The following is a 13,231-nucleotide window of genomic DNA, read 5'->3' as shown; positions in this document are numbered from 1 at the left end:
CCTTTCATTAGCAAAATTTGCTATGAAAGGCCCCTTCATTGCAGTGCCGAAGGCGACCGAAGGATCAGTCGTCGTCGTTCGAGCCGAGGGCCGTCTTCGAGACCTGCATGAGGAACTCGATGTTGGTCTTCGTCTTGCGCAGTCGCGAGATCAGCAGGTCGATGGCCTGCTGCGAGTCCAGCGCGTGCAGAACGCGGTGCAGCTTGTGGGTGACCGCGAGCTCGTCCGGCGAAAGCAGCAGATCTTCCTTGCGGGTACCGGACGGGTTGATGTCCACCGCGGGGAAGACGCGCCGCTCGGCGATCTTCCGGTCGAGCTTGAGGTCCGCGTTCGCGGTGCCCTTGAACTCTTCGAAGATGACCGTGTCACCGGTGGATCCGGTTTCGACCATCGTCGTGGCGAAGATCGTCAGCGAACCGCCGTTCTCGATGTTGCGCGCCGCGCCGAGGAACCGCTTCGGCGGGAACAGCGCCGTCGAGTCGACACCACCGGAGAGGATCCGGCCGGACGCGGGGGCCGCCAGGTTGTAGGCACGGCCCAGACGCGTGATCGAGTCGAGCAGCACGACGACGTCGTGGCCCATCTCGACCAGCCGCTTCGCCCGCTCGATGGCGAGCTCCGCGACCGAGGTGTGGTCGGACGGCGGGCGGTCGAAGGTGGAGGCGATGACCTCACCCTTCACCGACCGCTGCATGTCCGTGACCTCTTCCGGACGTTCGTCCACGAGCACGACCATCAGGTGGCACTCGGGGTTGTTCGTCGAGATCGCGTTCGCGATGTCCTGCATGATCGTCGTCTTACCGGCCTTCGGCGGCGAGACGATCAGTGCACGCTGTCCCTTGCCGACCGGCATCACCAGGTCGATGACGCGGGTGGTGAGCTTGTGCGGCTCGGTTTCGAGACGCAGTCGCTCGTTCGGGTACAGCGGGGTCAGCTTGGTGAACTCGGGACGGCGCTTGGCCTCGTCCGGCTCCAGGCCGTTGATCGAGTCGACGCGCACCAGCGGGTTGAACTTCTGCCGCTGCTGCTCGCCGTCACGCGGCTGGCGCACGACACCGGTGATGGCGTCACCGCGCCGCAGGCCGTACTTGCGGACCAGCGAAAGCGAGACGTACACGTCGTTCGGCCCGGCGAGGTAGCCCGAGGTACGCACGAACGCGTAGTTGTCGAGCACGTCCAGGATGCCCGCGACGGGCAGCAGGACGTCGTCCTCGCGGATCTCGGTGTCGGGCGAACCGCCCTGTTCACGGCCACCGCCGGAACCCCGGCGGCGACGGTCGCGGAAGCGACGGCCGCGACGGCCGCCTTCCTCGTCGTCGTCACCCTGCGGGCCCTGGCCCTGACGCTGGCTGTTGTCCTGGCCGCCGCTCTGCTGGTTGCGCTGGCGGTCCTGGCCGCGGTTGTCGCGGTCCTGGCCGCGGTTGCCCTGACGGTTGCCGCCCTGCTCACCACGGTCGCCACGCTCGTTGCGGTCACCCCGGTCACCCCGGTCGCCGCGATCGCGCTGCTCACCGCGATCACGCTGCTGGCCACCCTCGCGCTGCTCACCGCGGTCACGCTGCTCGCCACGCTCACGCTGCTGGCCACCCTGCTCGGGCGATCCCGCGGCGCGGTTGGAGCCGCGACGACGACGGCTGCGGCCGCCCTCTTCCTGCGACGACTGGCCGTCCTGCTGGCCGTTCTCCTGCTGTGCCGTCCGCTCGGTGGCGGGCACGGAGCCGTTCTCCGCGACCTTTTCGGCACGCGGGGCTTCGGCCGGGGCGGTTTCCGCCTTCGGTGCTTCGGCCTTCGGGGCCTCCTGCTTCGGGGCCTCCGTCTTGGGCGCTTCGGCCTTGGGAGCCTTGCGCGGTGCGTCGATCCCCTCGAGCGGAAGCGTTTCGCTCGCCGCGGCGGGGGTCTTGCGCTTGGTCTTGCCCTGGCGCTCGCGGATGGCCGCGATCAGATCGCCCTTGCGCATACCCGTCGTCTCGCCGATGCCGAGGTCCCCAGCGATCGAGCGCAGTTCGGCGACGGTCTTGCCGGTCAATCCGCCGACCGTGCGCTTGGGAGCGACGGCGCCGTTCGACTCGGCGGCGCCACCTTCGACGTCGCTCAAAAGATCGGTGTTGCTCACAAATGTCCTTCCTGACCGATCCACGCCTCCAGGTGGATCAGCGGACCGCCGTTCGCGTCCGATTGCGAAACGGCGTAATTGGCCCCCGATACGGGCGATCAACTCCTCAGCCGTGTCGAACACAGCGGAGCTGCTCCAACAGGACCAAGAAAAGGCCTCCAGCACAGGGATTTGCGTCCTCCAAACGGAGGAAGCGGAATTCGGCACCGCCGAAACCGGGAACCCGCCTGCGTCCATCCGCCACTCCCGCTTGCCAAACGGTGTGCGGTACTGGCGGATCAACGAAGGATGCGGGCCAAGGATGACACTGGTCACCTGGACCGGCACCGGGTGCGGAAACGCACGGTGATCGAACGCCCCCGAGGGTAGACCGCGCCACGGCCCGGTGCAACAACCACCCCCCGCGTGGCGGGGCGAGGCGCCTGCCTGTGACCGAGGCTTTACTGGGCCGCAACCTGGACGCCGCCCGGATCGATCGGCAGCTCGGTGACTTCGAAAGACGTAACGTCGACGCCTGCCGGGAGTATTCCGCCGGTGGTCAGCGCGAGCACGGTCGGACCGGCTCCGGAGATGGCCGCGGCCACCCCTTCGGCTCGCAGGGCGCGCACCAGTTCGCTGCTCGCCGGATACGCCGGCGCCCGGTAATGCTGGTGGAGCCGGTCTTCGGTCGCGGAGAGCAACAGGTCGGGCCGCGCGGTGAGCGCGTGGACCGCGAGCGCCGCACGGCCCGCCGTGAACGCCGCGTCGGCGTGCGGGACCTGCGCGGGAAGCAGTCCGCGCGTCGCGTCCGTGGAGGACCGCAGCGCCGGGATGGCGACCACGGGCCGGATGTCGTGATGCGGCTGGAGCCGCTCGGCACGGAACCGCTCACCCTCGTTCCAGGCGACCACGAAGCCGCCCAGCAGGCTCGCGGCGGCGTTGTCCGCGTGTCCCTCGAACCCGGCGGCCAGTTGCAGCGCGTCGTCGTCCAAAGCCTTCTCCGCCAGCGCGTACGCCGCTGCGACGCCCGTCACCACGGCGGCCGCGGACGAGCCGAGGCCCCTGGCGTGCGGAATGGCGTTGAAACACCGCAGATGCAGGCCAGGGGGCTTGAGACCCAGGTGCTCGCAAGCACGCCGGAAAGCGCGGACGACCAGGTGCGATTCGTCGGTCGGGACGTCTTCCACGCCGCCCGCGCCGACGTCGGTCACCTCGATCTTGAGCCCCGCGTCGGTGATCCGGAGCTCGACCCGGTCGTACAACGCCAACGCCAGACCGAGGGTGTCGAAGCCAGGGCCCAGGTTCGCGGACGACGCCGGGACCTTGACCTCGATCAACGTCATCGCAGGTCCAGCGCGGCGGCGACGGCGGTCGGGTCGACGGCGAGCGGCTCGACCTCGACGTTGCCCTCCAACGCGGTGGCGGGGTCCTTCAAACCGTGTCCGGTGACGGTGCACACAACCGTCGAACCCTTCGGCAGGCGCCCATCCGCGGCCGTGGCGAGCAAGCCCGCGACGCTGGTCGCCGAAGCGGGCTCGACGAACACGCCTTCCTTGCGGGCCAGCAGCCGGTACGCCTCGAGGATCTTCTCGTCGGTGATCGCCTCGAACAGCCCGGCGGAAGCGTTCTTCGCCTTCATCGCGCCGTCCCAGGACGCGGGGCTGCCGATGCGGATCGCGGTCGCGATGGTGTCCGGATCGGCCACCGGTTCGCCGTGCACCAGCGGCGCGGCACCGGCCGCCTGGAAACCGAACATCCGCGGGGTGTTCTTCACCACACCGTCGCCCGCGTACTCGGAATATCCGGCCCAGTACGCGGTGATGTTGCCCGCGTTCCCGACCGGGAGGCAGTGGATGTCCGGCGCCCGGCCGAGCACGTCGCAGATCTCGAACGCGGCCGACTTCTGGCCTGCGATGCGCACCGGGTTGACCGAGTTGACCAAGGTCACCGGGTAGTCGATCGCGGTCTTCTGCGCGAGTTCGAGGCAGTCGTCGAAGTTGCCGTCCACCTGCAGGATCCGCGCGCCGTGCTGCACGGCCTGGGCCAGTTTGCCCATCGCGATCTTGCCCTGCGGGACGAGGACCGCGCAGGTGAGCCCGGCGCGGGCCGCGTACGCCGCGGCCGACGCCGAGGTGTTGCCGGTGGAGGCGCAGATGACCGCCTGGAGCCCGCTGGCGAGCGCGTGCGTGATGGCCACGGTCATCCCGCGGTCCTTGAACGAACCGGTCGGGTTCACGCCCTCGACCTTGAGGTAGACCTCGCATCCGGTGAGTCCGGAAAGGTGCTGGGCGGGCAGCAACGGGGTGTTGCCCTCGCCGAGCGTGATCACCTTCGCGCCGGAGGGGACCGGGATCCGGTCGGGATAAGCCTGGATGATTCCTGGCCATGGTTGGGGAATCACTGGTCTTCGCCTTCCACACGCATCACACTGACGACCTGGTTCACCACATCGAGCTCGGCAATGTCGTCCACAGTGGACCGCAGTGCCGCGTCCGGCGCCAGGTGGGTGACCACGACCAGGCTGGCCGTGTCGTTGGCGTCGCGCTGCCGCACCGCGGCGATGCTGACGCCGTGCCCGGCGAACGCCTGGGCCACCTGGGCGAGGACGCCCGCTCGATCGGCCACGTCGAGACTGACGTGGTACCGCGTCGGCGTCTGGCCCATCGGCCTGACCGGGAGCGCGGCGTGCGCGGATTCGCGCGGGCCACGGCCGCCGACGACCCGGTTTCGAGCCACCGCGACGAGGTCGCCGAGCACGGCACTCGCGGTCGGCGCGCCACCGGCGCCCTGACCGTAGAACATGAGCTCACCGGCGGCGTCGGCCTCGACGTAGACGGCGTTGTACGCGCCGCCGACCCCGGCGAGCTGGTGGTTGCGCGGGATCATCACCGGATGCACGCGCGCCGAAACGGATTCGGTGCCGTCGTCGGCGGTGACGCGCTCGCAGATGGCGAGCAGTTTCACCGTGCGGCCCAGCACCTTCGCCGCGGCGAGGTCCGACGCGGTGACGTCGGCGATGCCTTCACGGTGCACCTCGGAGGCCGTCACCCGGGTGTGGAACGCGAGCGAGGCGAGGATCGCGGCCTTGGACGCGGCGTCGTAGCCGTCGACGTCGGCCGTCGGATCCGCCTCGGCGTATCCGAGCCTGCTGGCCTCTTCCAGCGTTTCCGCGTAGCCCGCCCCGGTCTGGTCCATCGCGGAGAGGATGAAGTTGGTGGTGCCGTTGACGATGCCCATCACGCGGGTGATGCGGTCGCCCGCCATCGATTCGCGCAGCGGGCGCAGCAACGGGATCGCCCCGGCCACGGCCGCTTCGAAGTACAGGTCCACGCCGGACGCGTCGGCGGCTTCGAACAGCTCCGCGGAATGCTCGGCCATCAGCGCTTTGTTCGCCGTGACAACGGATTTCCCGGCTTTGAGCGCGTCGAGCAGCCACTCGCGCACCGGCTCGATCCCGCCGACCAGTTCGACGACCACGTCGACGTCGTCGGAGGTGACGAGCTTCGTCACGTCGGAGGTCACCAGTTCCGGCGGCAGCTCGGGGTGCTTGTCGGGGCGCCGCACCGCGATCCCGGCCAGTTCCACCCTGGCGCCCGCCCTGGCGGCGAGCTCATCGGCCTGCTCGGTGAGCAGCCGGACCACCTCACCACCGACCGTGCCGCAGCCGAGCAGGGCGACCCTGATCACGCGTCCGTCCACAGTAGACACTTGCTAGACCTCCAGGCGCAGCATGTCGTCCGTCGTCTCCCGCCGCAGCAGCACGCGGGCGCTGCCGTTGCGCACGGCCACCACCGCGGGCCGCGGCTGCCGGTTGTAGCCGCTGGCCATCGAGTAGCAATACGCCCCGGTGGCCGCCACGGCGAGCAGGTCGCCGGGAGCAAGAGTGTCGGGGAGCCAGCAGTCCCGGACGACGATGTCGCCGGACTCACAGTGTTTTCCCACGACCCGGGACAACGCGGCGGCGGCCTGGCCGTCACCGTCGTCGTCGGCCGAGCGGGAAACGAGACGGCAGTCGTACACCGCGTCGTAGAGCGCGGTGCGGATGTTGTCGCTCATCCCGCCGTCGACGCTGACGTACCGCCGGGCGGCCTTGTCGCCGAGCGAGACGTCCTTGATGGTGCCGACCTCGTACAGCGTGATCGTGCCGGGACCGGCGATCGCGCGGCCAGGCTCGCCGGCGATCTTCGGCACCGGAAGGCCCGCGTACTCGCATTCCTTGCGGACGATCTCGCGGATCTGCGTGATCATCTGCGCGGGCGGGGGCGGGTTGTCCTTGTCGGTGTAGGCGATACCGAAACCGCCGCCGAGGTCGACGATGGCCAGCTGGTCGAGCAGATCGGTGCCGTGCTCCTTGGCGAGTTCGGCCAGCAGGCCGACCACGCGGCGGGCGGCGACCTCGAAACCGTCGGCGTCGAAGATCTGCGAACCGATGTGGCTGTGCAGGCCGATCAGCTTGAGCGACGGCGCGTTGAGCACCCGGCGCACGGCCTCGGCCGCGTCACCGGAGGCCAGCGAGAAACCGAACTTCTGGTCCTCGTGCGCGGTCGCGATGAATTCGTGGGTGTGCGCCTCGACGCCGACGGTGACCCGGATCAGCACGTTCTGCACGACGTCGTTCCGGGCGGCGACATCGGCCAGCCGCGCGATCTCGTAGTAGGAGTCCACCACGACCGTGCCGACGCCTGCTTCGACAGCGGCTTCCAGCTCGGGCAGCGACTTGTTGTTGCCGTGGAAGGTGATCCGCTCCGCCGGGAAGTTCGCGCGCTGCGCGACGGCGAGTTCGCCGCCGCTGCAGACGTCCAGGCTCAGCCCCTGCTCGGCCACCCAGCGGGCGATCTCGATGGAGAGGAACGCCTTGGACGCGTAGTGCACGAGCGCCGGGTCGTCGAACGCCTCGGCGTAGTCGGCGCAGCGGGATTTGAAGTCGGCCTCGTCGACCACGAACAGCGGCGTGCCGTACTTCTCGGCGAGTTCGCGGACGTCGACGCCCGCGATGCGCACGACACCGTCTCCACCGCGGAAGGTGTTACGGGGCCAGACTTTCGGGTACAGCCGGTCGAGTTCTTCCGGACTCGACGGCGGGAAACCGGAGGCGTCGGCGTGGGGGTAGACGTCGGCGTGGCGGGGGCCCGCGGGGTGAGCCATTCTGGGTTACATCCGTTCCGGAGCAGAGACACCGAGCACGTTGAGGCCGTTCGCCAGCACCTGGCGGGCGGCCTGGCACAGCGCGAGCCGGGCGAACGTGAGGGGGGTGGCCTCCTCGTCGCCCTGGGGAAGAACACGGCCCACGGTGTAGAACTTGTGGTACGCGCCGGCGAGTTCTTCGAGGTACCGGGCGACGCGGTGCGGTTCGCGCAGCAGTGCGGCCCGGCGGAGGACGGTCGGGAATTCGCCGATCGTGCGGATCAGATCGCCCTCGGCCGGCAGCGTAAGCAGGCCGTAGTCGACTTCGCCATCGGTTTTCAGGCCCAGGTCGGAAGCGTTGCGCTGCAACGAGGCCAGCCGCGCGTGGGCGTACTGGACGTAGTAGACCGGGTTGTCGTTGGAGTGCTTGCGCAGCAGATCGAGGTCGATGTCCAAAGTGGAATCGACCGAGTAGCGGATCAGCTCGTAGCGGGCCGCGTCGACGCCGACGGTGCCGACCAGGTCCTCCATCGTGATCACGGTGCCCGCCCGCTTGCTCATCCGGACCGGCTTGCCATCGGAGACCAGGTTGACCATCTGGCCGATCAGCACCTCGACCACGGCCGGGTCGTCACCGAAGGCGGCCGCTGCGGCCTTCAGACGGGCGATGTAGCCGTGGTGGTCCGCGCCGAGCATGTAGATGCAGAGGTCGAAACCGCGTTTGCGCTTGTCCTGGAAGTAGGCGAGGTCACCGGCGATGTAGGCCGGGTTGCCGTCCTTCTTGATGACGACGCGGTCCTTGTCGTCGCCGTGCTCCTTGGACTTGAGCCACCAGGCGCCGTCCTCGAAGTACAGGTTGCCGGAGTCCTTCAGCTGCTGGACCGACGACGCGACGGCGCCGGAGTCGTGCAGCGAGTTCTCGTGGAAGTAGACGTCGAAATCGGTGCCGAAGTCGTGCAGGCTCTGCTTGATCTCGGTGAACATCAGCTCGATGCCGACCCGGCGGAAGGTCTCGGCCCGCTCGTCGTCCGGCAGCGAAAGCGCGCTCGGCTCCTGGCGGATGACCTCGGCGGCGATGTCGTTGATGTAGCCGCCCGCGTAGCCGTCCTCGGGGGCGGGCTCGCCCTTGGCGGCGGCGACCAGTGACCGGACGAAGCGGTCGATCTGCGCGCCGTGGTCGTTGAAGTAGTACTCCCGGGTGACCAGGCCGCCCTGCGCGGACAGCACTCGGCCCAGCGCGTCGCCGACCGCGGCCCAGCGCGTGCCACCGAGGTGGATCGGGCCGGTCGGGTTCGCCGACACGAACTCGAGGTTGATCTTGAGGCCCGCCAGCGTGTCGCCGAGGCCGTACTTCTCACCGGCGTCGAGCACCTGCTGGACGATCTGGCCCTGCGCGTCCGCGGCGAGCCGCAGGTTGAGGAAGCCCGGCCCGGCGACCTCGGCCGAGTCGATCCCGTCGGTCGCGGCGAGGGCTTCGGCCAGCGCGTCGGCGAAGTCACGGGGCTTCATCCCCGCCTTCTTGGCCACCTGCAGCGCCAGGTTGGTCGCGTAATCGCCGTGCTCGGGGTTGCGGGGACGTTCGATCGTCACCTTCTCCGGCAGCACGGAATCGTCGAGGCCGCGCGCGGCGAGAACCTGCACGGCGGAGTTACGGACCAGGTCGGCGAGAGCTGCGGGAGTCACTCGCGGAATTCTAGGTGTGACCTGGTCCGGGCTTCGCAGCGACCGCCGGAAGGTGTGAGCCAAGCCGGTGATCTTCGCACTGTTCACGGTGATCAGACGCGGGGTCTCTACACTGGCCCGCGCAGGGACCACCCCCTTTGGAGAACGCAGGAGCCATGGCTAACGGGACAACCAGAAAAAAGGGCGCGTCGTCGAAGAACGCCATGAAGGCCGCCCGTAGTTCCGTCGTGTCCAAGAAGGGCACGCCTTGGGGCACGATCATCGCCGTCGTCGCGATCGTCGCCCTGGCTGCCTCGGTGGTCACCTATTACATGGTCGCCTCGGCCCCGAAGCGCGAGCAGAAGACCCGCGAAGAGACCGCTGCCGCCTTCGCACCCTCACAGCAGGACCCCGACCCCTCGAAGCGGATCGCCGGCGTGACCACGGCGACCTACGAGGGATCCGTGCACGTCACGGCCGCCGAGCGCGTCGCCTACGACAAGACCCCGCCCTTCGGCGGCCCGCACGACCAGGCCTGGGCCGCGTGCAACGGCGTCGTCTACGAGAAGGCCGTCCGCAACGAGAACATGGTCCACGGTCTCGAGCACGGCGCGGTCTGGATCGCCTACAACCCGGCCCAGATCTCCGGCGACGCGCTGGAGCTGCTGCGGGTCCGCGTCGAGGGCAAGCCGTACACGGTGATGTCGCCGTACCCGAACCTGGACAAGCCGATTTCGGTGCAGTCCTGGGGCCACCAGCTGAAGCTCGACTCCGCCTCCGACGAGCGGATCGACCAGTTCATCGCCGCGCTGCGCACCAACCCGTACGGCGCGTACCCCGAGCGTGACGCCACCTGCGACGCGCAGATCGAGCCCGGCGACTTCGACCCGACCCCGCCGGGGCCGGACGCGAAGCCGATGGACTACAAGGGCACCGCCGGAACGCAGCAGGACCAGCCCGGCGCCGGTCAGCCGTCCGCGCCCGCCACCCAGCCCTCGGCGCCCGCGAGCAAGTAGTGAGCCAAGTGGACCCCGATCTCCAGTACGTCGACGAACCGGACGACACCTCGCGGTCGACCAAGAGCCGATGGCTGGTGATCGGGGCCGCCCTGGTCGTCATGCTGATCCTCGGCTTCGGCCTCGGCGCCCTGACGACCAGGCTGATCGACTCCGACGCGGAGCCCGCGACCCCGGCCGCGGGCTCGGTCGAGGTCGGCTTCGCGCAGGACATGTCGGTGCACCACCTCCAGGCCGTCACCATGGCGGGCTGGGCGCGGGACCACACGGCCGATCCGGCGATCAAGACCCTGGCGTTCGACATCGAGCGCACGCAGACCGGCCAGGTCGGCCGGATGAAGGGCTGGCTCGGCCTGTGGGGCCGGCCCGAACAGGCGACCGGCGCCTACATGACCTGGATGACCGAACCGATGGCAGGCCACGGCGCGCACGGCGACGCCGGCATGAAGCCGTCGAACGGCGCCCCGATGCCCGGCATGGCCACGACGGCCGAACTCACCAAACTGCGGTCGCTGACCGGCAAGGAGATGGACGTCTTCTTCCTCCAGCTCATGCTGCGGCACCACGAGGGCGGGACGGCGATGGCGCAGTACGGCCACGACCACACGGCGATCGCGGACGTGAAGTCGCTGACGCAGAGCATGCTGGTGTCGCAGGGTGCCGAGATCACCCTGATGAAGGGGCTGTTGCAGGAGCGCGGTGCGGCTCCGCTTCCTGCTTGAGGCGTTTCTCTGTTGTTCCGTGAAGGCCTCCTTGAGGGACTCTGGGTCCCTCAAGGAGGCCTTCACGGCTTTAGGTGACCCAGCCTGGAGCGGGCGCCGAGGTGCCCTCGATGCGCGTGAAGTACATGAAGGCCCCCTTCCTTGCGCCTAGCGCAAGGAAGGGGGCCTTCATGTACTAGGCAAGGTCGAGTTTCCTCGGCTGAGCCGAGGGAAGGGGGCCTTCACCCCATCGAGGGCTGACGATGGAGGATTTGGGACGTTGAGTGTCCCAAATCCTCCATCGTCGCGAGGCACGCCGACCCGCATCAGGTGAGTGGGGAAGATTCGGGGCGTTGAGCGTCCCGAATCTTCCCCACTCACTGATGAAAACCACCGCAGGCGCTACCAGGAAAGCTCCCGGCAGCGCTGCGCGCATTGGGGCACTTCTATCTGCAACGTCGCGTGCTCGATCGAGTAGCGGTCCGCCAGGAGGTTCTGCGCTTCTGTCAGCACCGCCGCCTGCTCGACGGTCGGCGCGATGGTGAGGTGCGCCGAAGCGACCTCCATCCCCGAAGTCAGCGTCCAGACGTGCAGGTCGTGGACGTCTTCGACGCCCTTCAGCCCACCGAGTTCGGCCTGGATTCCGGCGACGTCGACCCCCTTCGGCGCGTGCTGGAACAGGATCCGCAGCGCGCGGCGGGCGAGGGCGTAGGTGCGGGGCAGGACGAACAGGCCGATCGCGACACCGATGATCGGGTCGGCGTAGCGCCAGCCGAACACCAGCGTGATCGCGCCGCTCAGCAGCACGCCGACGGAGCCGATCAGGTCGGCGAGGACTTCGAGGTACGCGCCACGGACGTTGATGCTCTCCTCCGCGCCCTTGCGCAGGACCAGGAAGGAGACGATGTTCGCGACGAGACCCGCCGCGGCGGCCAGCAGGACGGGCAGGCCGGGTACGACGGGCGGGTTGCTGATGCGGCCGATGGCCTCGATCAGGACGTAGCCCGCGACACCGAACAGCAGGATGGCGTTGCCCAGCGCCGCGAGCACCTCGGCCCGGTAGAACCCGAAGGTCCGGGTGAGGGTCGGGCCGCTTCGCCGGGCGAGCATGATGGCCGCCAGCGCCATGCCGACCCCGAGGACGTCGGTGAACATGTGCGCGGCGTCGGAGATCAGCGCGAGCGAGCCCGTGGCGAACCCGACGATGAACTCCATGACCATGAAGCCGGCGCCGATGACCAGGGCGATCGTCAAGCTCTTGAGGTAGCGGCCTGACGCGCTCGACGGCGAGGCCGTCCCATGCCCGTGCCCGTGACCCATTGCTCCGCCTCTCGTGAAGTCGACAGGCCGAATATATTGTCACATGCGCATATGTGCAATACAGGTGAGCCTAAGTTCACCATGTCTTAAGCCACACATGGAAACCATCCCCCATGAGGGCCTTCCCGAAACCTGGAACCGACACGCACCGCTACCGAAGCGACCGGAAGAACCCCCGCAGCTGGCCGATGAAGACCTCGGGCTGCTCGAACGCGGCGAAGTGCCCGCCCTTGGACAGCACCTCGTACCAGCGAAGATCGGTGTAGCGCAGCTCCGCCCAGCGCCGGGACGGCCGGATGATCTCCCTCGGGAAGATCGAGATACCCGAAGGAACCTCAACCGCGGAGAGGTCCCGCTCCTTGCTCTCCCAGTAGATCCGCGCCGACGAGGCCGCCGTCCCGGTGAACCAGTAGACGGAGATCGCGTCGAGCATCTGCCGCCAGGACAGCGCGGTCTCCGGCGAGCCGTCGTTGTCGGTCCACTCCCAGAACTTCTCGGCGATCCACGCCGCCTGCGCCGCCGGCGAGTCGGTGAGGCCGTAGCCGACCGTCTGCGGACGCGTGGCCTGCTGCTGCGAGTACGCGGAACCGACCGCGCGGAACCGGGCGAGATCGGCGATCGCCGCCTTCTCCTCCGCCGTCGGCTCACCGAGCCGGGTCTCGTCATACGGAACACTCGCCATGTTCACGTGCACACCGATCAGCCGTTCCGGCGCGACCTTGGCGAGCATGTTCGTCACCCCGGCACCCCAGTCGCCACCCTGCGCGGCGTAACGCCCGTAGCCGAGCCGCCCCATCAGCTCGTCCCAGGCCCGGGCGATCCGCTCGACGTTCCACCCGGCCGACGACGGCTTGTCGCTCCAGCCGAACCCCGGCAGCGACGGCGCCACGACATGGAAGGCGTCCGCCGGATCGCCTCCGTGCGCGGCGGGATCGGTCAGCGGGCCGAACACGTCGAGGAACTCGACCACCGAACCCGGCCAGCCGTGCGTGAGCACGAGCGGCGTCGCGTCCGGCTCCGGCGAGCGAACGTGGAGGAAATGGATCCCGAGACCGTCCACAGTGGTCTTGAAACCCGGGAAAGCGTTGACACGGACCGCCAAACCGAAGTCGTAGTCCTCCGCCCAGTACCGGCAAAGCTCGCGCGCGAACTCCAGCGGAACCCCTTGCTCCCAACCGTCCACAGTGGCCGGTTCGGGCCAGCGCGTGGCGCGCAGCCTGGCCCGCAGATCGGCGATGGCGGATTCGGGGATCGCCACCTCGAACGGTTCGATCATGCGCCCTCCCAGTTCGTTGGTGACACCAACGCTACGCTGT

Annotated in this window: 10 protein-coding genes; 2 read left to right on the top strand and 8 right to left on the bottom strand. The window is 68.8% G+C overall.

Annotated elements, in window-relative coordinates; translation table 11 throughout:
- Positions 1 to 64: 64 nt before the first annotated feature.
- The 6 genes from rho to argS form a co-directional block, all read right to left on the bottom strand.
- The gene (gene rho / locus DMH03_RS12455) at positions 65 to 2,113 is read right to left on the bottom strand and encodes a transcription termination factor Rho (RefSeq protein WP_125792155.1); all 2,049 of its coding nucleotides are present in this window, start codon (positions 2,111 to 2,113) and stop codon (positions 65 to 67) included.
- Positions 2,114 to 2,553: 440 nt separating this feature from the next.
- Positions 2,554 to 3,435, bottom strand: coding sequence for a homoserine kinase (gene thrB, locus DMH03_RS12450; RefSeq protein WP_125792154.1), 882 nt, complete (start codon positions 3,433 to 3,435; stop codon positions 2,554 to 2,556).
- The gene (thrC, locus tag DMH03_RS12445) at positions 3,432 to 4,493 is read right to left on the bottom strand and encodes a threonine synthase (RefSeq protein WP_125792153.1); all 1,062 of its coding nucleotides are present in this window, start codon (positions 4,491 to 4,493) and stop codon (positions 3,432 to 3,434) included. Before thrC ends, thrB begins: the two co-directional genes overlap by 4 nt.
- Positions 4,490 to 5,800: a homoserine dehydrogenase gene (locus tag DMH03_RS12440; RefSeq protein ID WP_125792152.1), complete on the bottom strand. Its 1,311-nt coding sequence runs from the start codon at positions 5,798 to 5,800 to the stop codon at positions 4,490 to 4,492. The genes thrC and DMH03_RS12440 overlap by 4 nt, the downstream gene beginning before the upstream one ends.
- Before the next feature lie 3 nt (positions 5,801 to 5,803).
- Positions 5,804 to 7,237 carry a diaminopimelate decarboxylase gene (gene lysA, locus DMH03_RS12435; protein WP_125792151.1) on the bottom strand — a complete coding sequence of 478 codons (1,434 nt, stop codon included), beginning with the start codon at positions 7,235 to 7,237 and terminating at the stop codon, positions 5,804 to 5,806.
- A gap of 6 nt (positions 7,238 to 7,243) precedes the next feature.
- Complete coding sequence (argS, locus tag DMH03_RS12430) at positions 7,244 to 8,899, bottom strand: arginine--tRNA ligase (protein WP_125792150.1); 1,656 nt, start codon at positions 8,897 to 8,899, stop codon at positions 7,244 to 7,246.
- Positions 8,900 to 9,102: 203 nt separating this feature from the next.
- Here argS and DMH03_RS12425 point away from each other — a divergent pair, with 203 nt between their 5' ends.
- Entirely contained in the window at positions 9,103 to 9,894 is a 792-nt protein-coding gene (locus DMH03_RS12425) for a DUF3105 domain-containing protein (RefSeq protein ID WP_125792904.1), read from the top strand.
- A gap of 8 nt (positions 9,895 to 9,902) precedes the next feature.
- Positions 9,903 to 10,616: a DUF305 domain-containing protein gene (locus DMH03_RS12420; protein WP_125792149.1), complete on the top strand. Its 714-nt coding sequence runs from the start codon at positions 9,903 to 9,905 to the stop codon at positions 10,614 to 10,616.
- Between the two features lie 381 nt (positions 10,617 to 10,997).
- On the opposite strand, the gene DMH03_RS12415 is transcribed toward DMH03_RS12420, so the two are convergent.
- Positions 10,998 to 11,915 (bottom strand): cation diffusion facilitator family transporter, encoded by a 918-nt coding sequence (locus DMH03_RS12415; RefSeq protein ID WP_125792148.1) that lies wholly within the window; start codon positions 11,913 to 11,915, stop codon positions 10,998 to 11,000.
- Positions 11,916 to 12,066: 151 nt separating this feature from the next.
- Positions 12,067 to 13,191: an epoxide hydrolase family protein gene (locus tag DMH03_RS12410; RefSeq protein WP_125792147.1), complete on the bottom strand. Its 1,125-nt coding sequence runs from the start codon at positions 13,189 to 13,191 to the stop codon at positions 12,067 to 12,069.
- Positions 13,192 to 13,231: the final 40 nt, after the last annotated feature.

It is taken from the genome of Amycolatopsis sp. WAC 01376 (assembly GCF_003947415.1).
Lineage (GTDB): Bacteria > Actinomycetota > Actinomycetes > Mycobacteriales > Pseudonocardiaceae > Amycolatopsis.
This window is presented reverse-complemented; position numbering and strand designations above follow the sequence as displayed.